This window comes from Pseudomonas sp. LTR0 (genome assembly GCF_036630035.1).
Classification (GTDB): Bacteria; Pseudomonadota; Gammaproteobacteria; order Pseudomonadales; family Pseudomonadaceae; genus Aquipseudomonas; species Aquipseudomonas putida_Y.
This window is the reverse complement of record NZ_CP123734.1, coordinates 4,297,187-4,317,484: the sequence shown is the minus strand read 5'-3', so window position 1 is coordinate 4,317,484 and position 20,298 is coordinate 4,297,187. Positions and strand designations below refer to the sequence as shown.

The window sequence follows — 20,298 nt, the reverse complement described above, 5'->3', positions numbered from 1 at the left end:
TTGAGTGTCCGGGCCGGATCACCATTGGAGTCCTTGGGAGGTGCCCTCATGAGCCTGCTGCTCGAGCCTTACACCCTGCGTCAGCTGACCTTGCCCAACCGCATCGCCGTGTCACCAATGTGCCAGTATTCCGCCGTCGATGGCTTGGCCAACGACTGGCATCTCGTCCATTTAGGCAGCCGTGCCGTCGGTGGCGCCGGCCTGGTAATCACTGAAGCCGTGGCGGTGACCGCCGATGGCCGGATCACCGCCGAAGACCTGGGCCTGTGGGACGACGCCCAGATAGCGCCGTTGCAGCGCATCACCCGCTTCATCAGTGCCCAGGGCGCCGTGGCTGGTATTCAGCTGGCTCACGCCGGGCGCAAAGCCAGTACCTACCGCCCGTGGCTTGGCAAACCAGGCAGCGTCAAACTGGAGGAGGGCGGCTGGCAGCCGGTGGGGCCATCGAGGATCGCCTTCGATCCGCAGCACACGCCTCCACGCGAGCTGAGCCAGGACGAGATCCAGGATGTAATCGCCGCTTTCGTCGCCTCGACCGAACGCGCCTTGAAGGCTGGATTCAAGGTGGTGGAAATCCATGCTGCCCATGGCTACCTGCTGCACCAGTTCCTGTCACCGCTGAGCAACCAGCGCCGTGACGAATACGGCGGTAGCTTCGAAAACCGTATCCGCCTGACCTTGGAGGTGGTCGACGCCGTGCGCAAGGCCTGGCCTGCCGAATTACCGCTGTTCGTGCGGGTATCGGCTACCGATTGGGTAGAGGATGGCTGGAACCCGGATGAAACCGTTGAACTGGCTCGCCGCCTGCGGAGTTTGGGCGTGGATCTGATCGATGTTTCTTCTGGTGGCACCTCGGTCAACGCCGAGATCCCTACCGGCCCCGGCTACCAGACCCGCTTTGCCGAGCGCGTGCGCAAGGAATCGGAAATGGCCACCGGCACGGTGGGCATGATCACCGAACCGGCCCAGGCCGAGCACATCCTGCGCACCGGCCAGGCCGACATTATCTTCCTGGCCCGCGAACTGCTGCGCGACCCGTACTGGCCGCTGCATGCCGACGACGACCTGGGCGGCAACAAGGCCACCTGGCCGGCGCAATACCAACGCGCCACGAGCAGGGCCAACCCGATTCACGAGTCTGATTTGCGGGACTAGGGGCTTCGAGTTGCTGGGGGTTGGCGAGAGTTTTGTTTGGGGCTGAGATCGAGCGCCGCCCGCGCGGCGCATCGCGAGCTACGCTCGCTCCTACGTTTGTTTCGGGCCAGTCACGCCTGTGACAGGCGCGCGCGACCGCCTTGTTTGTACGACGCGATATCGCGCCATGCGCCAAGGCGTTCGCGCGCAAATCCCACAGGCATAATTGGCCCGAAACAAACGTAGGAGCGAGCGTAGCTCGCGATGCGCCGCGCGGGCGGCGCTCGATCTCGTTGGCGTTACAAATGTACCGACGTACCCCTGAGCCTCCTCAATGCTTGATCATCACATGCCGCACACAGGTGTAGTCCTCCAGCCCATACATCGACATGTCCTTGCCATACCCTGAATGCTTCTGCCCGCCATGGGGCATTTCGCTGACCAGCATGAAGTGGGTGTTCACCCAGGTGCAGCCGTACTGCAAGCGCGCCGCCAGGCGGTGGGCGCGGCCGGTGTCACGGGTCCATACCGATGAGGCCAGGCCGTAGTTGGAGTCGTTGGCCCATTCCAGCACCTGCGCTTCATCGGTGAAGCGGGTGACCGAAACCACAGGGCCAAAAACTTCGTTGCGCACGATCTCGTCGTCCTGCAGGGCATCGGCCAGCACAGTAGGCTCGAAGAAATAGCCATCGCCCTCTATTGCCTTGCCACCGGTTACCAGACGAATGTGCGGCTGGGCGATGGCCCGCTGCACCAAACCGGCGACCTTGTCGCGGTGCTGGGCACTGATCAGCGGCCCCAGTTCGGTTTCTTCAGACTCCTGCAGGCCCGGTTTGAGGCTGGCTACGGCTTTCCCCAAGCGCTCGACGAAGCGCTCGTAGATCCCGTCCTGCACATACAGACGGCAGGCTGCGGTGCAGTCCTGGCCGGCGTTGTAAAAGCCGAAGGTTCGGATGCCGTCGATGGCGGCATCGATGTCAGCGTCATCGAACACCAGCACCGGCGCTTTGCCGCCCAATTCCATGTGCATGCGTTTCACGCTGTCGGCGGTGGCGCTGATGATGTGCGCGCCGGTGGGGATCGAGCCGGTCAGCGATACCATGCGCACCTTGGGGTGGGTTATCAACGGGTTGCCGACCGTCTGGCCGCGACCGAAGAGAATGTTCAGCACCCCCGGCGGGAGCAAGTCCTGGGCCAGCTCGCCCAGGCGCAGGGCCGTCAGGGGCGTCAGTTCGGACGGCTTTATCACCACTGTGTTGCCAGCAGCCAGGGCCGGGGCGATCTTCCAGGCCAGCATCATCAGCGGGTAGTTCCACGGCGCGATGGAAGCCACCACACCCAACGGGTCGCGGCGAATCATCGAGGTGTGGCCCGGCAGGTACTCGCCTGCCGCCAAGCCGCCCAGGCAGCGCGCCGCACCGGCAAAGTAGCGGAACACGTCGGCAATCGCCGGGATTTCGTCGTTCAGTGCAGCGCTCAGGGGCTTGCCGCAGTTTTGCGATTCCAGCCTGGCCAGTTCATCGCCATGGGCTTCGATGGCGTCGGCCAGCGCCAGCAAGGCCTGCGAACGTTCTTTAGGGCTGGTTTGCGACCAGCTGTCGAAGGCCTGGTCGGCAGCGCGCACGGCGCTGTCCACCTGGGCTTCGCTGGCTTCGTTGATCTGCGCCAGGGCAGTGCCCAGCGCCGGGTTGAGCACGGTCCAGGCCGGGCCTTGGCCAGCGACCAGCTGGCCATTGATCAGCATCTGCGTTTGCATCGGGGGCTCCTCCAGGGTCATTTGCCACCGCCCGCGACGCTATCGCCGCCACGGGTCAGGTAATAGGCGCCAAGAATCGGCAGCATGGTCACCAGCATCACCAGCATGGCGACAACGTTGGTCACGGGTACGTCGCGCGGGCGACTGAGCTGGTTGAGCAGCCAGATCGGCAGGGTGCGCTCGTGCCCGGCGGTGAACGTGGTGACGATGATTTCATCGAACGACAAGGCAAAGGCCAGCATGCCGCCCGCCAGCAGCGCCGAGCCGAGGTTGGGCAGGACGATGTAGCGGAAGGTCTGCCAACCGTCGGCGCCAAGGTCCATCGAGGCTTCGATCAGGCTTTGCGAGGTACGCCGCAGGCGGGCGATCACGTTGTTGTAGACGATCACCACGCAGAACGTGGCGTGGCCGACTACGATGGTGAACACCCCGGGCTCTATCCCCAGCGTCTTGAATGCCGAGAGCAGGGCGAGGCCGGTGATGATGCCTGGCAGGGCGATGGGCAGGATCAGCACCAGCGAAATGCTTTCCTTGCCAAAAAAACTGCGCCGGTACAGCGCCGCCGAGGCCAGCGTACCGAGCACCAGTGCGATCAATGTGGCCAGGCAAGCCACCTGCAGCGAAAGCTTGATTGCCTCAAGCACATCGGGCCGGGCGAAGGCCACGTCGATCCACTTCAGGGTAAAGCCTTTGGGCGGAAAGCTGAACGCCGCGTCTTCGGTATTGAAGGCGTACAGGAAGATGATCAGGATCGGGAAGTGCAGGAACAGCAAGCCGCCCCACGCCGCCAGGCGCAGCCCTGCAGACGCTTTTTCAGAGTGCATCGAAGGCCCCCAGGCGCTTGACGATGGCCAGGTACACCGCGATCAGCACGATGGGCACCAAGGTGAATGCGGCGGCCATCGGCATGTTGCCGATCGCCCCTTGCTGGGCATAGACCATGCTGCCGATGAAGTAGCCGGGCGGGCCGACCAGTTGTGGCACGATGAAGTCACCCAGGGTGAGCGAGAAGGTGAAGATCGAGCCGGCGGCGATACCGGGGATCGACAGCGGCAGGATCACCTGCACGAAGGTTTGCCCTGGCCGGGCGCCCAGGTCTGCCGAAGCCTGCAGCAGCGACGGTGGCAAGCGCTCCAGCGAGGCCTGGATCGGCAGGATCATGAACGGCAGCCAGATATACACGAACACCAGGAAGCGCCCCAGGTGCGAAGTCGACAGCGTGCTGCCGCCCACGCCCGGCACGGCCAGCACTGCTTGCAGCAGGCCATCCAGATGCAGCTGCTGGACGAACCATTGGGTCACGCCGCCCTTAGCCAATAGTAGGGTCCAGGCATAGGTCTTGACGATATAGCTGGCCCACATGGGCATCATCACCGCGATGTAGAAAAAAGCCTTGGTCTTGCCGCTGGTGTAGCGCGCCATGTAGTAGGCGATGGGGAAGGCCAGTACCGCGCTGGCCAGCGACACCGCCACCGCCATGCTCAGGGTGCGCAGGATGATGTCGAAGTTCGATGGGTTGAACAGCGCGGCGAAGTTGCCCAGGGTCAGGTCCGGGGTCACCGCCATGGTGAAGTCGTCGAAGGTATAGAAGCCCTGCCACAGCAGGTTCAGCAGCGAGCCCAGGTAAATCGCGCCGAACCAGGTCAGCGGCGGGATCAACAGCAGTGCCAGGTACAGGTTGGGGCGCCGGTACAGCAGGTTGGACAAGCTGCGCAGTGTGCTCATCTCAGCGGTCCTCGGTTTCCTGCAGCACTGTCATGGCCTCGCGGGGCCAGTGCGCCTGCAGCCGTTGCCCGGGCTGCCAGGCCTGTATCTGCTTCTGCCAGCGGTCATTGGCCTGGCTGACTGCCAGCAGTTGGCCGTTGTCCAGCTGCAGTTCGTAGCGGGTGGCGCTGCCTTGGTACTGGACATCACGCAGCACGCCGCTGACCTGTACCTCATGGCTGGTCACTACCGGGTCGCCCAGGCGAATGTGCTCGGGGCGGATGGAGAAGGGCGCAAGGCTGCCGTTGAGCTGCATGGCCAGCTCGCCCCGCACCACGTTGGACGTGCCGACGAATTCAGCAACGAAGGTTGTGCTGGGCTTCATGTACAGGTTGCGCGGGGTGTCGACCTGTTCGATTCGGCCGCGGTTGAACACCGCGACCCGGTCGGACATCGACAGCGCTTCGGTCTGGTCGTGGGTGACGAAGATGAAGGTGATGCCCAGTTGGCGTTGCAGCTTTTTCAGCTCGCCTTGCATCTGTTCGCGCAATTTCAGGTCCAGTGCGCCCAGTGGCTCATCCAGCAGCAGCACCCGCGGCCGGTTGACCAACGCCCGGGCCAGGGCCACGCGCTGACGCTGGCCGCCAGACAGCTGTGCCGGTTTGCGCGCGCCATAGCCGGTCAGGGCTACCATGGCCAGGGCTTCCTCGGCGCGGCTGTGGCGTTCGGCCTTGCCCACGCCTTTTACCTTCAGGCCATAGGCGATGTTGTCCAGCACGTTCATGTGCGGGAAAAGCGCATAGTCCTGGAACACAGTGTTGACGTCACGTTGGTAGGGCGGCATGCCAGCAGCCTCGATCCCCTGGATGCGGATCGACCCACTGGAGGGTTGCTCGAAGCCTGCGATCAGGCGCAGGCAGGTGGTCTTGCCTGAGCCGGAAGGGCCGAGCATGGAAAAGAACTCGCCATCGATGATGTCGATGCTGACCTGGTCGACGGCCTTGACCTCGCCGAAGGTGCGGGAAACCTGGGTGAACTGGACGGCTAGGGGCATGCGTGGACTCCAGGAATGAATATTTCTCCTGTACCGGCCTCTTCGCGGGCAAGCCCGCTCCTACAGGTGGAGCGTCACCCTTGCATCAGGTGAAGAACCTGTGGGAACGGGCTTGCCCGGGAAGAGGCCGGCACAGGCATTCAGACAACCTCAGCGACCACCCATGATCGCAATGTAGTCCTGGGTCCAGCGGCTGTAAGGCACGAACTTGCCCCCTTGGGCCTGCGGTGTTTTCCAGAAGGCAATCTTGTCGAAGTTGTCGAAGCCGTTGGTCTTGCAGCCCTCGGCCCCCAGCAGCTCGCTGGCGGTGCACGCCGCCGGCACAGCCGGCAACGAGCCGAACCAGGCTGCCACATCGCCTTGCACCTTAGGTTGCAACGACCAGTCCATCCATTTGTAGGCGCAATTGGGGTGCTTGGCCTCGGCGTGCAGCATGGTGGTGTCGGCCCAGCCGGTCGCGCCCTCCTTGGGAATGGTCGAGGCCACTGGCTGGTTCTCGGCCTTGAGGCCATTGACCATGTAGCCCCAGGAGCTGGAGGCAACCACGCCTTCGTTTTTCACATCGCTCATCTGGACCGTGGCGTCATGCCAATAGCGGTGGATCAGCGGTTGTTGCTGGCGCAGCAGTTCCAGCACGGCCTTGTATTGTGCCTCGTTCAGTTCGTACGGATCCTTGATGCCCAGTTCGGGCCTGGACGACTTCAGGTACAGCGCTGCATCGGCGATGTAGATCGGCCCGTCATAGGCTTGCACGCGGCCCTTGTTCGGCTTGCCATCGGGCAGGTTCTGCGGCTCGAACACCACGCTCCAGCTGGTCGGTGCCTGCTTGAAGGTGTTGGTGTTGTACAGCAGCACGTTTGGCCCCCACTGGTACGGCGTGCCGTACACCTGCTTGTCGACCACATACCAGCCACCGTTCTGCAAGCGCGGGTCGATGGTCTTCCAATTGGAGATCAGGGCGGTGTTGATCGGTTGTACACGCTTGCCTGCTATCAGCCGCAACGATGCATCGCCCGAGGCGGTGACCAGGTCATAGCCGCCCTTGGTCATCAGGCTGACCATCTCGTCCGAGGTGGCGGCCGTTTTTACACTGACCTTGCAGCCGGTTTCCTTTTCGAAGTTGGTCACCCAGTCGTAGGCCTTGTCGCTTTCACCGCGTTCGATGTAGCCGGGCCAGGCGACGATGTCCAGGCGCCCCTCGCCGGCTCCCAGGGCCTTGGGCGGTTCGGCGGCCTGCAGGCTGGCGCTGGCCAGCATGGCGCAGGTGGTGGCGCCGAGCAATGCGGTCTTGTGCACTGACATGGTGTTCCCTCTTCTTGGCGATCTTTTTCGGGCAGTCATGAGGCAAGCAGTGAAGCAATCGTTATAAGCGTAGTGCGTGGGTGCGAAGCATTGGCGATATCGAGTCTAGTTGGCTTTTTGCCAGCTAATGCAACATCCGGAAGCAAATCCCTGCATGGCGTGTGCTTCGCCAAGCCTTACTCTGGCGTTTGAATCTTCTTACGTGGAGACACGCGAATGAATACCCGGGGCTTGCTTGATCAACTCCTCAAATCCGGCCAGCAAATGCTCGAGAAGCAGGGGGGCGCGACCAAACCTGGCAGCGCGTCAGGCGGGCTTGGCGGGTTATTGTCCGGAGCAGGGGGCGGCCTTTTGGGGGGCGGCGCTCTGGGCCTGTTGCTGGGTAGCAAGAAGGCCCGCAAGTACGGTGGCAAAGCCCTGGCTTACGGTGGCCTCGCCGCGCTGGGGGTGCTGGCCTATAAAGCTTATGGCAACTGGCAGGCAAACCAGCGTGTGGCCGCAGCCGAGCCTCAAACGATAGACCGCCTGCCGCCGGCCCAGGCCGAGCAGCACAGCCAGGCGGTACTGCGCGCCCTGGTGGCTGCGGCCAAGTCCGATGGGCATATCGACGAGCGCGAGCGGGCGTTGATCGAGGGCGAGTTTACGCGCCTGGACAGCGACCGCGAATTGCAACACTGGCTGCATGCCGAGCTGAACAAGCCGCTGGACCCGGCCGAAGTGGCCCGCGCTGCGCAAACGCCGGAGATGGCTGCCGAGATGTACCTGGCCAGCGTGATGATGGTTGATGAGGAAAACTTCATGGAGCGTGCCTACCTGGACGAGTTGGCACGCCAGTTGCGGCTGGACCCGGGCTTGCGCCAGGAGCTGGAAAACCAGGTACGGCAAGCGGTGGCTCCGTAATACACCTGTCGGGGAATATTCAGCGCCTGTTAGATGGAGCGCCGCCCGCGCGGCGCATCGCGAGCTGCGCTCGCTCCTACGTTTGTTTCGGGCCAGTAACGCCTGTGCCAATGCGCGCGACCGCCTTGTTCGTCCAACGTGATATCGCGCCATGCAGCAAAATGCTCGCGCGCAAATCCCTCAGAAATAACTGGCCCGAAACAAACGTAGGAGCGAGCGCAGCTCGCGATGCGCCGCGCGGGCGGCGCTCGATCTCACAGGCGCTGAATATGTTGCGTCATGCACATGGTGGCTTTTACCTCATACCCCGCACTTCACCCGCAAAAGCATAAGGCGCCTGGGCTATACTTCGGCGATTTTTCCCGCTCGTTGTGAATTCCTGAGGGCTGAATGTGAAGAACTGGACCTTGCGCCAACGGATCCTGGCAAGTTTCGCCGTGATCATCGCCATCATGCTGCTGATGATCGTGGCCGCCTACTCGCGGTTGGTGACTATCGAAACCGCCGAAGAGGCGGTGGGGACCGATAGCATTCCCGGCGTCTACTACAGCTCGATGATCCGCAGCGCCTGGGTCGACAGCTACGTCACCAGCCAGCAGTTGGTGGGCCTGTCGAACCATCGTGAAATTACTTCGGCCGACCTGGAACTGTTCAGAAACTTCGATAACCGGCTGAAGCAATTCATGGCCAGTTACCAGACCACCATTCAGGACAAGGACGACCAGGCCCGATTTGACAGCTTCGTGCAACTGGAAGAAAACTACCTCAAGATCGTCAACCAGGTGCTGGATGCGTACGGTCAGCACAACTACGACGAAGCCCAACGGCTGATCAACGAGGTCCTCACCCCGGCCTGGATGGACGGGCGCGAGCACCTGAATGATGTGATCGAGAATAATCGGGCCTCTGCCGGTGCCGCCACCAACGAGATCGTCAATGCCGTCAACACGGCCAAGGGCAGCATGTTGGTTTCGCTGTTGCTGGCAATCGTCGCTGCCGGCATCTGCGGCCTGCTGCTGATGCGCGCTATCACGGCGCCCATGCAGCGTATTGTGCATGCCCTCGACAAACTGCGCTCCGGTGACCTGAGCATGCGCCTGAGCCTGGATCGCAAGGACGAATTCGGTGCCATCGAAAGCGGCTTCAACGAAATGGCCGAGGCATTGGCCAACCTTGTGGCCCAGGCCCAACGCTCGTCGGTGCAGGTGACCACTTCGGTCACCGAAATTGCCGCCACGTCCAAGCAGCAGCAGGCCACCGCCACTGAAACAGCCGCCACCACCACCGAAATCGGCGCTACCTCGCGGGAGATCGCCGCCACTTCGCGGGACCTGGTGCGCACCATGACCGAAGTGACTACGGCTGCTGATCAGGCATCCAGCCTGGCAGGCTCCGGGCAGCAGGGCCTGGCACGCATGGAAGAGACCATGCACCAGGTGATGGGCGCTGCCGACCTGGTCAATGCCAAGCTCGGTATCCTCAACGAGAAAGCCAGCAACATCACCCAGATGGTGGTAACCATCGTCAAGGTTGCCGACCAGACCAATCTGCTGTCGCTCAACGCCGCCATCGAAGCGGAAAAGGCCGGCGAATATGGCCGCGGCTTTGCCGTGGTCGCTACCGAAGTGCGCCGCCTGGCCGACCAGACCGCCGTGGCCACCTATGACATCGAGCAGATGGTGCGCGAGATCCAGTCGGCAGTGTCGGCCGGTGTCATGGGGATGGACAAGTTCTCCGAAGAAGTGCGCCGCGGCATGTTCGAGGTGCAGCAGGTGGGCGAACAACTCAGCCAGATCATTCACCAGGTGCAGGCCTTGGCGCCGCGCGTATTGATGGTCAACGAAGGCATGCAGGCCCAGGCCACCGGTGCCGAGCAGATCAACCAGGCGCTGGCCCAGCTCAGCGATGCCAGCACCCAGACTGTCGAGTCGTTGCGCCAGGCCAGCTATGCCATCGATGAGCTGAGCCAGGTGGCCGCGGGCCTGCGTGGCGGCGTGTCGCGTTTCAAAGTCTGACCGCGATGAACGACTTGCAACTGCGCAGCGCGGGGGCGGAGAACACCAAAGGGGTGTTGTACCTACAGTTTCGCATCAGAGAGCAGCGGTTTGCCCTGAGCGTGCACGAGGTGGTCGAAGTGCTGCCCCGTCAGCCGCTCAAGCCGATCGCCCAGGCACCTGCCTGGGTGGCGGGTATCCTCGCCCATCGTGGCCAGTTGGTACCGGTGATCGACCTTGCCGCCCTGAGCTTCGGCCAGCCGGCGGTGCAACGCACCAGCACCCGCTTGGTGCTGGTGCGCTACCGAGGCAGCCTGCAGCTGGGCCTGATCCTGGAGCAGGCCACCGAAACCCTGCGTTGCCAACCCGACGAGTTCCAGCCCTATGGGGTGGACACAGGCGAAGCGCCTTATCTGGGCCCAGTGCGCCAGGATGCCCAGGGCCTGCTGCAGCGCATCGAAGTCAATGACCTGCTGCCCGACGCCGTGCACGCATTGCTGTATACGCAAGACCCGACAGGGATGCCTAAATGAACGAACAGCGTTTCTTCCGCTTCTTGCGCGAGCGTATTGGCCTGGACGTGGAGTCGGTGGGCGCGCCCATGGTCGAACGCGCGCTGCGTCAACGTTGCGTGGCTGCGGGCGCGATGGACCTGGACGATTACTGGCTGCGCCTGCAGCAGTCGGCAGATGAGCAACAGGCGCTGATCGAAGCGGTGATCGTCCCGGAAACCTGGTTTTTCCGGTACCCCGAATCCTTCAAAGCGCTGGCCAGCCTGGCCCATAAACGGCTGGCTCAACTGGCTGGCGCGCGTCCGTTGCGCTTGCTCAGCCTGCCGTGTTCTACCGGCGAAGAGCCCTATTCGCTGGCCATGGCCTTGTTTGACGCCGGCATGGCGCCAGGGGCATTCCTTGTTGATGGAATGGACATCAGCCCCAGTTCGGTTGCCAAGGCTGGGCAGGCGGTTTATGGGCGCAATGCGTTCCGTGGTAGCGAACTGTGCTTTCGCGATCGTTACTTCGATGCTCTGGGCGAAGGCCACCGCCTGCATGAACGGGTACGCCAGCAAGTCAGCCTGCGGGTGGGCAATGTGCTTGACCCGGCGCTGGCCAGCCGCGACGGCCTGTATGACTTCGTGTTCTGTCGCAATCTGTTGATCTATTTCGACGTAGCGACCCAACAGCGTGTGTTCGAAGTGCTCAAGCGCTTGCTGCATCCGCAGGGTGTGCTGTTCATCGGCCCGGCGGAAGGCAGCTTGTTGGCACGCATGGGTATGCGTCCGCTGGGGATCGCCCAGTCGTTTGCCTATGTGCGTCACGAAGGCGACAGCGCCCCCTTGGCTGCGGCACCTGCCCAACCCGCCAAGCGTACGTTCACGACTTTACCCGCACCGGTTTATCCGCAGCCCAGCGTGGCGTTGCCTCGTTCGCTGCGCCCGCTGCGTGTGCTGCCGGTGGCGGCCAAGCCAGCGCCAGCCCGCGAGCACAAGCACGAGGGGGCCAGTGAGTTGCTGGCCGGCATTGCCCGGCTGGCCAATGCCGGCGCCAGCGAGCAGGCCCGTAGCGAATGCCAGCGCTACCTGAGCCAGTACCCGCCGTCGGCACAGGTTTACTACTGGCTGGGATTGCTCAGTGATACTGAAGGCGATGCGCAGCAGGCGTTGAGCCATTATCGCAAGGCCCTGTACCTGGAACCACAGCACCCCGAGGCGCTGGTGCACCTGGCCGCCTTGCTGGCGGCCCAGGGTGACCTGGCCGGCGCCCGGCGCCTTCAGGAGCGCGCGGCGCGGGCTGGCCGGGAGTCTGAACGATGAACAGTGATTCCGCGATGCAGTTGCTCGCCGAGGATGATGCACACATCGACGACTGCTGGAACCGCATTGGCGTGCGCGGCGACAAGCAGTGCCCACTGCTGGAGCGGCATGTTCATTGCCGCAATTGCGAGGTGTATGCCGCTGCTGCCACGCGTTTGCTCGACCGCTATGCGCTGACGCAGGACCACCAGGCTGCAGCGGTGCAGCCGGACGAGGAAAACACCGGCCATTCCATGCTGCTGTTCCGTCTGGGCGAAGAATGGCTGGCGCTGGCTACCGCTTGCCTGGTCGAGATCGCCCCGTTGCAGGCGGTGCATTCATTGCCGCACCAGCGCTCGCGGCTGCTGCATGGGGTTGCCAATGTGCGCGGCGCGTTGGTGCCGTGCCTGTCACTGGCTGACTTGCTCGGGGTGCAGGCCGGCGCCACCGAGCCACGTAGCGCCCGGGCGATGCCACGTATGCTTATTCTGGCCGCCGAGGGGGGGCCGGTGGTGATGGCCGTCGAGGAAATCGACGGTATTCATCGGCTCGACCCGCAGCTGCTGGGCAGTGGCCGGGACGCCACACGCTTCACCGCCGCAGTCTTGCAGTGGCGCGGCCGCAGCGTGCGGGTTCTGGACGATCAACACTTAATGTCTGCCGTGCAGCGGAGCCTGTCATGACCCCAGAGCAAATGCGCGACGCATCGTTGCTCGAACTGTTCAGCCTGGAAGCCGAGGCACAGACCCAAGTGCTCAGCGCTGGCCTGATGGCACTGGAGCGCAACCCCACCCAGGCCGACCAGCTAGAAGCGTGCATGCGCGCTGCGCACTCGCTCAAGGGGGCAGCGCGCATCGTCGGGGTGGATGCTGGTGTCAGTGTCGCCCACGTCATGGAGGATTGCCTGGTAGCGGCTCAGGAAGGCCGACTGCGTCTGACCGCCGAGCATATTGACGCGCTGTTGCAAGGTACCGACCTGCTGATACGTATTGCCACACCCGGCGATGCCGGGGCGCAGGCGACCTTGCCGGTGTTTCTTGCGCAAATGGCCAGCCTGCTCGACTCGGGCACTTCTGCCGTGCCTGTCGTGCCGCTGGCTGCATCCGCGTCGCCGGAGCCGCCGCTGGCAACCCTGCCGCCTGCACCCGAGGTAGTGCGAGCCGAACCGCCAGAACCCGAACCAGCCCTGCGGCGCAAGGCTGGCAAGCGCGCTGGCGAAGGTGCCGAGCGGGTACTGCGTGTCACCGCCGACCGCCTCAATAGCCTGCTTGACCTGTCCAGCAAGTCGCTGGTGGAAACCCAGCGGCTCAAACCGTACCTGGCTACCTTGCAGCGTCTCAAACGCATGCACGGCCAAGGCATGCAGGCACTTGACGGCTTGCGCATGCAACTGGAAGACAGTGGTCAGAGCAGCGAGGTGCTTGAGGCCTTGGCACAGACCCAGCGCCTGCTGGCAGAGACCCAGCAGATTTTGCAGCAACAGGCGGCCGACCTGGATGAGTTCGGCTGGCAGGCCAGCCAGCGTGCGCAGTTGTTGTATGACACCGCCCTGGCTTGCCGGATGCGGCCGTTTGCCGACGTGCTGACCGGGCAAAGCCGCATGGTTCGCGACCTGGGCCGTTCGCTGGGCAAACCGGTGCGGCTGGTGGTGGAAGGGGAGAAGACCCAGGTCGACCGCGATGTGCTGGAAAAGCTCGAAGCACCGCTGACCCACCTGTTGCGCAATGCCGTCGATCACGGCATCGAATTGCCCGAGCGGCGCCTGCTGGCGGGCAAGCCGGACGAGGGGGTGATCCGACTGCGGGCTTCGCACCAGGCGGGCATGCTCAGCCTGGAGCTGATCGACGATGGCGCCGGTATCGACCTGGAGCGCCTGCGCAGCAGCATCGTCGAGCGCGCCCTGTCGCCTGCTGATACGGTGGCGCAGATGAGTGAGGCGGAGCTGCTGACGTTCCTGTTCCTGCCCGGTTTCAGCCTGCGCGACAAGGTTACCGAAGTGTCCGGGCGCGGTGTGGGGCTGGATGCGGTGCAGCACTTGATCCGCGAGCTGCGCGGCTCGATCGAGTTGACCCAGGTGGCAGGGCAGGGCTGTCGCTTCCATCTGCAGGTGCCGCTGACCCTGTCGGTCGTTCGCAGCCTGGTGGTCGAGGTGGGCGGTGAGGCTTACGCCTTCCCGCTGGCGCATATCGAACGCACGCTGGAAGTGACCGCCGACCAGATCGTGCAGATCGAGGGGCGCCAGCACTTCTGGCACGAAGGCCGGCATATCGGCCTGGTGGCGGCCAGCCAGCTGCTCAATCGCCCGGCCGGGCAAAGTGACGAAGCCAGCCTGCGGGTGGTGGTGATTCGTGAGCGCGAGCATCTGTACGGCGTGGCCGTGGAGCGGTTGGTGGGGGAGCGGGTGCTGGTCGTGATGCCACTCGACCCCCGCTTGGGGAAGGTGCAGGACATTTCCTCCGGCGCCTTGCTCGATGATGGCTCGGTAGTCCTGATTGTCGATGTCGAAGACTTGCTGCGCTCGGTGGAAAAACTGCTCAGCACTGGCAGCCTGGAGCGCATCGAACGCGGCAGCAGCGGAGCCCGCGGTGTGGTCCGCAAACGTATCCTGGTGGTCGACGACTCGCTGACCGTGCGCGAACTGCAGCGCAAGCTGCTGGGCAACCGTGGCTACGAAGTGGCGGTCGCGGTGGATGGCATGGACGGCTGGAACGCCCTGCGCGGCGAGGACTTCGACCTGCTGATCACCGACATCGACATGCCGCGCATGGACGGCATCGAGCTGGTTACCCTGGTGCGTCGCGACCAGCGCCTGCAGTCGTTGCCGGTGATGGTGGTGTCCTATAAAGACCGTGAGGAAGACCGGCGGCGAGGACTGGATGCTGGCGCCGACTACTATTTGGCAAAGGCCAGTTTCCACGACGATGCGTTGCTGGATGCTGTGGTGGAGCTGATCGGAGGTGCTCAGGGATGAAGATCGCCATCGTCAATGACATGCCCCTGGCCGTCGAAGCGTTGCGCCGGGCGGTTGCCCTGGAGCCCGCACATCAGGTCGTGTGGGTGGCCAGCAACGGTGCCGAGGCGGTGCAGCGCTGCACCGAGCAGTTACCGGACCTGATCCTCATGGACCTGATCATGCCGGTGATGGACGGTGTCGAGGCGACCCGGCGGATCATGGCCGAAACCCCATGCGCCATTGTCATCGTTACGGTCGACCGTAAACAGAACGTGCACCGGGTGTTCGAGGCCATGGGCCATGGTGCCCTCGATGTGGTCGATACCCCAGCGCTGGGTGCTGGCGATGCCCGCGAAGCGGCGGCGCCCTTGCTGCGCAAGATCCTCAATATCGGCTGGCTGGTCGGCCAGCAGCGTGCACCTGCCGCAAGGTCGGTGGCCGCACCGCCGCGCGAGGCTTCCCAGCGTCGCGGGTTGGTGGCAATCGGGTCTTCGGCGGGTGGCCCTGCAGCACTCGAAGTGTTGCTCAAGGGCTTGCCGGCAGCGTTTCCGGCGGCCATCGTGCTGGTCCAGCATGTGGACCAGGTGTTTGCCGCAGGCATGGCCGAATGGCTCAGCAGCGCAGCAGGCATGCCGGTGCGCCTGGCCCGTGAAGGCGAACCACCGCAGCCAGGGCAGGTACTCCTGGCCGGCACCAACCACCACATTCGCCTGCTACAGAGCGGCCAACTGGCCTACACTGCCGAACCTGTGAATGAAATCTACCGGCCCTCGATCGATGTGTTCTTCGAGAGCGTGGCACGTTACTGGAATGGCGATGCGGTGGGCGTGCTGCTCACCGGCATGGGCCGCGACGGTGCCCAGGGGCTGAAGCTGATGCGTCAGCAGGGCTTTCTGACCATTGCCCAGGACCAGGCCAGCAGCGCGGTGTACGGCATGCCCAAGGCTGCTGCGGCTATTGATGCCGCCGTGGAAATTCGCCCGCTGGAACGCATAGCCGGGCGCTTGACTGAATTTTTCGTAAAATGACGAAATGTATTGAATCACGCCGCCAGGCCGGTAGTGATCGGGTGAACAATGATGAATGATTTACCGATCGAAGGTTTCGCGACCACCAACGAAAACTCGGCGATGGTGCTGCTGGTCGACGATCAGGCCATGATCGGCGAAGCGGTGCGGCGTGGCTTGGCCGATGAAGACAACATCGACTTCCACTTCTGTGCCGACCCGCACCAGGCGGTGGCCCAGGCCATGCGCATCAAGCCCACGGTCATTCTTCAGGACCTGATCATGCCTGGCCTGGATGGTTTGACCCTGGTGCGTGAGTACCGCAACAACCCGGTGACCCAGGACATCCCGATCATCGTCCTGTCGACCAAGGAAGACCCGTTGGTAAAGAGTGCGGCATTTGCCGCCGGGGCCAACGATTACCTGGTCAAGCTGCCTGACACCATCGAACTTGTGGCACGCATCCGCTACCACTCGCGTTCCTACCTGACCCTGCTGCAGCGCGACGAGGCCTACCGTGCCCTGCGCGTCAGCCAGCAGCAGTTGCTGGATTCCAACCTGATGCTGCAGCGGCTGATGAACTCCGATGGCCTGACCGGGCTGTCCAACCGTCGCCATTTCGACGAGTACCTGGAGCTGGAATGGCGCCGGGCGATGCGTGAACAGCAGCAGCTGTCGTTGCTGATGATCGACGTGGACTACTTCAAAGTCTACAACGACAGCTTTGGCCACCTGGCCGGTGACGAGGCCTTGCGCCAGGTGGCCGAAGCCATCCGTAGCTCGTGCTCGCGGCCGACCGACCTGCCGGCGCGCTATGGCGGCGAAGAGTTCGCCCTGGTGCTGCCCAACACCTCGCCAGGCGGGGCACGGCTGGTGGCCGAAAAGCTGCGCCAGACCGTGCTGGGCCTGGGCATCCCGCATACTGCGCCGACGGCTGATGCATTTTTGACCGTAAGCATCGGCCTAGCCACCCAGACGCCTGCTATTGGCAGCCATTGCCGGCAGCTGATTTCGGCGGCGGACAAGGGGCTGTATCTGGCCAAGAACAGCGGCCGGAACCAAGTGGGCGTTGCTTGAGGGGCGAATACCGCCAGCGCGCACTGTTCAGAATGTTGACGAAGATGGCTGGCGGTATCGATACCCCTGTTTTTATAACGCTCACTCCACGATTTCTATGTACCTTGTAGGGCCGTGAAAGATAACCATGTCGCCATTCTTGTAGACAAGCTGGTAGGCGACCTTGCACGGATAAATGGACTTGACCTTGAGCGTATTGTCATCGCCGTAGTAATCATAGGTGACCAATTTCTGATCGACGCTATGTTCTATGCGGTTGATTGAGCTCGCGAAGATGAACTCCGTCCTGACTTGCTCCAGGCTTTCCTGGGACCCACCCTCGACGCCAGGGAAGAGAATATTCATCTCGAATCTGTATTTTGTAGGGGAGCCGCTTGGGTTGGTTATGGCTTTAAGGCTGAGCGAGCCGTTTTTTTCTTTCGGTATGGTCAGGGTGCCGAACTCGCCTTTAAGTCTCCATTCGGTATTTGTGGCTGATTTAGGGTAAATTTCGATGATTTTGGTGGTATTCATTTTGGCCTCGCCTGGGTGGGATTGCAGGTCGGTATTACGAGGTAAGAGTTGAATAGCTGCCGTTGATGCGTGCAACTGGCAGAAATGCCAGTTCCGACGGGGAGCGCGAATGCAAAACCTCTGAAATTCCTCGCTCCAATTATTCCAAGTCAGCACATTTCTGGCGCTCGTCTGCGATTGTGATATTCGCCGTGATCGGCATGCTCCAAACCTGTGGAGTTTCCCTGCCGGGCGGGCCTGCCGCCGCGCCTCCGACTGCGTTATACTCGCGGGCTTTTCACCGAATTCGCGCGAGTAGGCAGCCCATGGAAATCCAACCGATCCTGAACACCATCAAGGACCTCACCGAACGTTCCCTGTCAATTCGGGGGTATCTTTGACTACGATCACAAGCATGACCGCCTGATCGAAGTCAACCGCGAGCTGGAAGACCCCAACGTCTGGAACAAGCCTGAGTACGCCCAGGCACTGGGCCGCGAGCGTGCCATGCTGGCCCAGGTCGTCGAGACCCTGGACAAGCTGTCCAACGGCCTGGGTGACTGCCAGGACCTGCTCGACATGGCCGTCGAAGAAAATGACGAAGGCGCCGTCGGCGACGTCGTGACCGAGCTGGAAAGCCTGGAAGAAAACCTGGCCCAGCTTGAGTTCCGTCGCATGTTCAGCGGCGAGATGGACATGAACAACGCCTACCTGGATATCCAGGCCGGCTCCGGTGGTACCGAAGCACAGGATTGGGCCAACATCCTGCTGCGCATGTACCTGCGCTGGGCCGACAAGCGTGGTTTCGACGCCACCATCATCGAGCTTTCCGAAGGTGAAGTGGCCGGCATCAAGGGTGCCACCGTGCACATCAAGGGCGAGTACGCCTTTGGCTGGCTGCGCACCGAAATCGGCGTGCACCGCCTGGTGCGCAAGAGCCCGTTCGACTCCGGCGCCCGTCGCCACACGTCGTTCTCGGCGGTGTTCGTATCGCCCGAGATCGACGACAAGGTCGAAATCGAGATCAACCCGTCCGACCTGCGCATCGACACCTACCGCTCCTCCGGTGCCGGTGGTCAGCACGTGAACACCACCGACTCGGCGGTCCGTATCACCCACGTGCCGACCAACACTGTGGTGGCTTGCCAGAACGAACGTTCCCAGCACGCCAACAAGGACACCGCCATGAAAATGCTGCGGGCCAAGTTGTACGAGCTGGAAATGCAGAAGCGCAACGCTGCTTCGCAGGCGCTGGAAGACAGCAAGTCGGACATCGGCTGGGGCCACCAGATTCGCTCCTACGTGCTGGATGACTCGCGCATCAAGGACCTGCGTACCGGCGTCGAGCGTAGCGACTGCCAGAAAGTCCTCGACGGCGACCTCGACCAGTATCTGGAAGCGAGCCTCAAGCAGGGCCTGTGATTAGCACCCCCATGCCGCGCTACCTGGCCAGCCGCCGGTAGCGCGTGCCCTGCCCGGAACGGGCAACGAATACCTGATGGAAAGAATGACGACATGAGCGACCTGAAGACCGAATCGCAAGACCTGCAACAGGAAGAAAACGCCCTGATCGCCCTGCGCAAGGAAAAACTTGCCGCCGAGCGTGCCAAGGGCAATGCCTTCCCCAACGACTTCCGTCGCGACAGCTACTGCAACGACCTGCAGAAGCAGTACGCGGACAAGACCAAGGAAGAGCTGGAAGCAGCCGCGATCCCGGTCAAGGTAGCCGGCCGCATCATGCTCAACCGTGGCTCGTTCATGGTTATCCAGGACATGACTGGCCGTATTCAGGTCTACGTCAACCGCAAGACCCTGCCGGAAGAAACCCTGGCCGCGGTCAAGACCTGGGACCTGGGCGACATCATCAGCGCCGAAGGCACCCTGGCCCGTTCCGGCAAGGGCGACCTGTACGTCGAAATGACCAACGTGCGCCTGCTGACCAAGTCGCTGCGCCCGCTGCCCGACAAGCACCACGGCCTGACCGACACCGAGCAGCGCTACCGCCAGCGCTACGTCGACCTGATGGTCAACGAAGAAACCCGCCACACCTTCCGTGTGCGTTCGCAGGTGATTTCGCACATCCGCAAGTTCCTCATCGAGCGTGACTTCCTCGAAGTCGAGACGCCGATGCTGCAGACCATTCCAGGCGGCGCTGCTGCCAAACCGTTCGAAACCCACCACAATGCCCTGGACATGGCCATGTTCCTGCGTATCGCGCCGGAGCTGTACCTCAAGCGCCTGGTCGTGGGTGGCTTCGAAAAAGTGTTCGAGATCAACCGTAACTTCCGTAACGAAGGCGTTTCGACTCGTCACAACCCTGAATTCACCATGCTCGAGTTCTACCAGGCCTACGCCGATTACCGCGACAACATGGACCTCACCGAGGAACTGTTCCGCGAGCTGGCGCAACTGGTACTGGGCTCCACCGACGTGCCGTACGGCGACAAGGTATTCCACTTCGGCGAGCCGTTCGTGCGCCTGTCGGTGTTCGACTCGATCCTCAAGTACAACCCGGAGCTGACCGCTGCCGACCTGCAGGACGTCGACCGCGCCCGCGAGATCGCCAGGAAGGCCGGCGCCAAGGTGCTGGGCCATGAAGGCTTGGGCAAGCTGCAGGTGATGATTTTCGAAGAGTTGGTCGAGCACAAGCTGGAACAGCCGCACTTCATTACCGAGTACCCGTTCGAAGTGTCGCCGCTGGCCCGTCGCAACGACGAGAACCCGGCCGTTACCGATCGTTTCGAGCTGTTCATCGGTGGCCGCGAAATCGCCAACGCCTACTCCGAGCTCAACGATGCCGAAGATCAGGCCGAGCGTTTCCTGGCCCAGGTGGCCGAGAAGGACGCGGGTGACGATGAAGCCATGCACTATGACGCCGACTTCGTTCGTGCGCTGGAGTACGGCATGCCGCCGACCGCCGGTGAAGGCATCGGCATCGACCGCCTGGTGATGCTGCTGACCAACTCGCCGTCGATCCGCGACGTCATCCTGTTCCCGCACATGCGTCCGCAGGCCTGAGTAAGCTGAACGAGCCGCCTTTCGAGGCGGCTTTTTCTTGCCTGAAGCTTTATGTTGTCGGTACTGGGCTCTTCGCGGGCACGCCCGCTCCCACAGGACTTGCGCATACTCCTGA

16 protein-coding genes and 1 pseudogene are annotated in these 20,298 nt (G+C 62.8%); 11 read left to right on the top strand and 6 right to left on the bottom strand.

All coding sequences use genetic code 11. The features are described from left to right. Positions 1 to 48: 48 nt before the first annotated feature. Positions 49 to 1,155 carry an NADH:flavin oxidoreductase/NADH oxidase gene (locus QCL51_RS19800; protein ID WP_021785131.1) on the top strand — a complete coding sequence of 369 codons (1,107 nt, stop codon included), beginning with the start codon at positions 49 to 51 and terminating at the stop codon, positions 1,153 to 1,155. A gap of 310 nt (positions 1,156 to 1,465) precedes the next feature. Here QCL51_RS19800 and QCL51_RS19795 read toward each other — a convergent pair whose 3' ends face one another. The 5 genes from QCL51_RS19795 to ydcS all read right to left on the bottom strand — a co-directional run bounded on the left by QCL51_RS19795 (position 1,466) and on the right by ydcS (position 6,950). Next, positions 1,466 to 2,890: a gamma-aminobutyraldehyde dehydrogenase gene (locus QCL51_RS19795; RefSeq protein WP_031322522.1), complete on the bottom strand. Its 1,425-nt coding sequence runs from the start codon at positions 2,888 to 2,890 to the stop codon at positions 1,466 to 1,468. Between the two features lie 17 nt (positions 2,891 to 2,907). After that, positions 2,908 to 3,714, bottom strand: a complete 807-nt coding sequence (locus QCL51_RS19790; protein ID WP_021784212.1) for an ABC transporter permease — start codon at positions 3,712 to 3,714, stop codon at positions 2,908 to 2,910. After that, a complete protein-coding gene (locus QCL51_RS19785) occupies positions 3,704 to 4,615 on the bottom strand; it encodes an ABC transporter permease (RefSeq protein ID WP_021784211.1) in 912 nt (303 codons plus the stop codon). Before QCL51_RS19785 ends, QCL51_RS19790 begins: the two co-directional genes overlap by 11 nt. Before the next feature lies 1 nt (position 4,616). Then, complete coding sequence (locus QCL51_RS19780; protein ID WP_021784210.1) at positions 4,617 to 5,648, bottom strand: ABC transporter ATP-binding protein; 1,032 nt, start codon at positions 5,646 to 5,648, stop codon at positions 4,617 to 4,619. 150 nt (positions 5,649 to 5,798) lie between these two features. Then, positions 5,799 to 6,950, bottom strand: a complete 1,152-nt coding sequence (ydcS, locus tag QCL51_RS19775; RefSeq protein WP_021784209.1) for a putative ABC transporter substrate-binding protein YdcS — start codon at positions 6,948 to 6,950, stop codon at positions 5,799 to 5,801. 216 nt (positions 6,951 to 7,166) lie between these two features. On the opposite strand from ydcS, the gene QCL51_RS19770 reads away from it, so the two are divergent. The 8 genes and pseudogenes from QCL51_RS19770 to QCL51_RS19735 all read left to right on the top strand — a co-directional run. Further along, entirely contained in the window at positions 7,167 to 7,850 is a 684-nt protein-coding gene (locus QCL51_RS19770; RefSeq protein WP_021784208.1) for a tellurite resistance TerB family protein, read from the top strand. 392 nt (positions 7,851 to 8,242) lie between these two features. Next, positions 8,243 to 9,865, top strand: a complete 1,623-nt coding sequence (locus QCL51_RS19765) for a methyl-accepting chemotaxis protein (RefSeq protein ID WP_021785882.1) — start codon at positions 8,243 to 8,245, stop codon at positions 9,863 to 9,865. Positions 9,866 to 9,870: 5 nt separating this feature from the next. Then, positions 9,871 to 10,377: a chemotaxis protein CheW gene (locus QCL51_RS19760; RefSeq protein ID WP_021785883.1), complete on the top strand. Its 507-nt coding sequence runs from the start codon at positions 9,871 to 9,873 to the stop codon at positions 10,375 to 10,377. Further along, a complete protein-coding gene (locus QCL51_RS19755; protein WP_028698372.1) occupies positions 10,374 to 11,657 on the top strand; it encodes a CheR family methyltransferase in 1,284 nt (427 codons plus the stop codon). Before QCL51_RS19760 ends, QCL51_RS19755 begins: the two co-directional genes overlap by 4 nt. Beyond that, positions 11,654 to 12,319, top strand: coding sequence for a chemotaxis protein CheW (locus tag QCL51_RS19750; RefSeq protein ID WP_021785885.1), 666 nt, complete (start codon positions 11,654 to 11,656; stop codon positions 12,317 to 12,319). The genes QCL51_RS19755 and QCL51_RS19750 overlap by 4 nt, the downstream gene beginning before the upstream one ends. Beyond that, positions 12,316 to 14,607 (top strand): hybrid sensor histidine kinase/response regulator, encoded by a 2,292-nt coding sequence (locus tag QCL51_RS19745; RefSeq protein WP_021785886.1) that lies wholly within the window; start codon positions 12,316 to 12,318, stop codon positions 14,605 to 14,607. The genes QCL51_RS19750 and QCL51_RS19745 overlap by 4 nt, the downstream gene beginning before the upstream one ends. Beyond that, complete coding sequence (wspF, locus tag QCL51_RS19740) at positions 14,604 to 15,617, top strand: Wsp signal transduction system protein-glutamate methylesterase WspF (protein ID WP_021785887.1); 1,014 nt, start codon at positions 14,604 to 14,606, stop codon at positions 15,615 to 15,617. Before QCL51_RS19745 ends, wspF begins: the two co-directional genes overlap by 4 nt. Positions 15,618 to 15,665: 48 nt before the next feature. Beyond that, positions 15,666 to 16,692: pseudogene (locus QCL51_RS19735) on the top strand (PleD family two-component system response regulator); the annotation flags it as partial. Between the two features lie 62 nt (positions 16,693 to 16,754). Here QCL51_RS19735 and QCL51_RS19730 read toward each other — a convergent pair. Continuing rightward, a complete protein-coding gene (locus QCL51_RS19730) occupies positions 16,755 to 17,186 on the bottom strand; it encodes a hypothetical protein (RefSeq protein WP_021785889.1) in 432 nt (143 codons plus the stop codon). A 305-nt stretch (positions 17,187 to 17,491) separates the two neighbouring features. Here QCL51_RS19730 and prfB point away from each other — a divergent pair. Beyond that, positions 17,492 to 18,587 (top strand): peptide chain release factor 2 gene (gene prfB / locus QCL51_RS19725; protein WP_101196216.1). Its coding sequence is split into 2 segments (ribosomal slippage): positions 17,492 to 17,563 and positions 17,565 to 18,587, totalling 1,095 coding nucleotides; the frame shifts between segments, so codons are not numbered across the junction. 93 nt (positions 18,588 to 18,680) lie between these two features. Then, a complete protein-coding gene (lysS, locus tag QCL51_RS19720; RefSeq protein ID WP_028698371.1) occupies positions 18,681 to 20,183 on the top strand; it encodes a lysine--tRNA ligase in 1,503 nt (500 codons plus the stop codon). Positions 20,184 to 20,298: the final 115 nt, after the last annotated feature.

Bases quoted from the DNA above. Each gene is read 5' to 3' on its own strand.
- QCL51_RS19750 (WP_021785885.1), top strand. From the start codon at position 11,654: ATGAACAGTGATTCCGCGATGCAGTTGCTCGCCGAGGATGATGCACAC.
- QCL51_RS19730 (WP_021785889.1), bottom strand. From the start codon at position 17,186: ATGAATACCACCAAAATCATCGAAATTTACCCTAAATCAGCCACAAAT.
- QCL51_RS19795 (WP_031322522.1), bottom strand. From the start codon at position 2,890: ATGCAAACGCAGATGCTGATCAATGGCCAGCTGGTCGCTGGCCAAGGC.
- lysS (WP_028698371.1), top strand. From the start codon at position 18,681: ATGAGCGACCTGAAGACCGAATCGCAAGACCTGCAACAGGAAGAAAAC.
- QCL51_RS19760 (WP_021785883.1), top strand. From the start codon at position 9,871: ATGAACGACTTGCAACTGCGCAGCGCGGGGGCGGAGAACACCAAAGGG.
- QCL51_RS19800 (WP_021785131.1), top strand. From the start codon at position 49: ATGAGCCTGCTGCTCGAGCCTTACACCCTGCGTCAGCTGACCTTGCCC.
- QCL51_RS19755 (WP_028698372.1), top strand. From the start codon at position 10,374: ATGAACGAACAGCGTTTCTTCCGCTTCTTGCGCGAGCGTATTGGCCTG.
- QCL51_RS19770 (WP_021784208.1), top strand. From the start codon at position 7,167: ATGAATACCCGGGGCTTGCTTGATCAACTCCTCAAATCCGGCCAGCAA.
- QCL51_RS19790 (WP_021784212.1), bottom strand. From the start codon at position 3,714: ATGCACTCTGAAAAAGCGTCTGCAGGGCTGCGCCTGGCGGCGTGGGGC.
- QCL51_RS19785 (WP_021784211.1), bottom strand. From the start codon at position 4,615: ATGAGCACACTGCGCAGCTTGTCCAACCTGCTGTACCGGCGCCCCAAC.
- wspF (WP_021785887.1), top strand. From the start codon at position 14,604: ATGAAGATCGCCATCGTCAATGACATGCCCCTGGCCGTCGAAGCGTTG.
- ydcS (WP_021784209.1), bottom strand. From the start codon at position 6,950: ATGTCAGTGCACAAGACCGCATTGCTCGGCGCCACCACCTGCGCCATG.
- QCL51_RS19780 (WP_021784210.1), bottom strand. From the start codon at position 5,648: ATGCCCCTAGCCGTCCAGTTCACCCAGGTTTCCCGCACCTTCGGCGAG.
- QCL51_RS19745 (WP_021785886.1), top strand. From the start codon at position 12,316: ATGACCCCAGAGCAAATGCGCGACGCATCGTTGCTCGAACTGTTCAGC.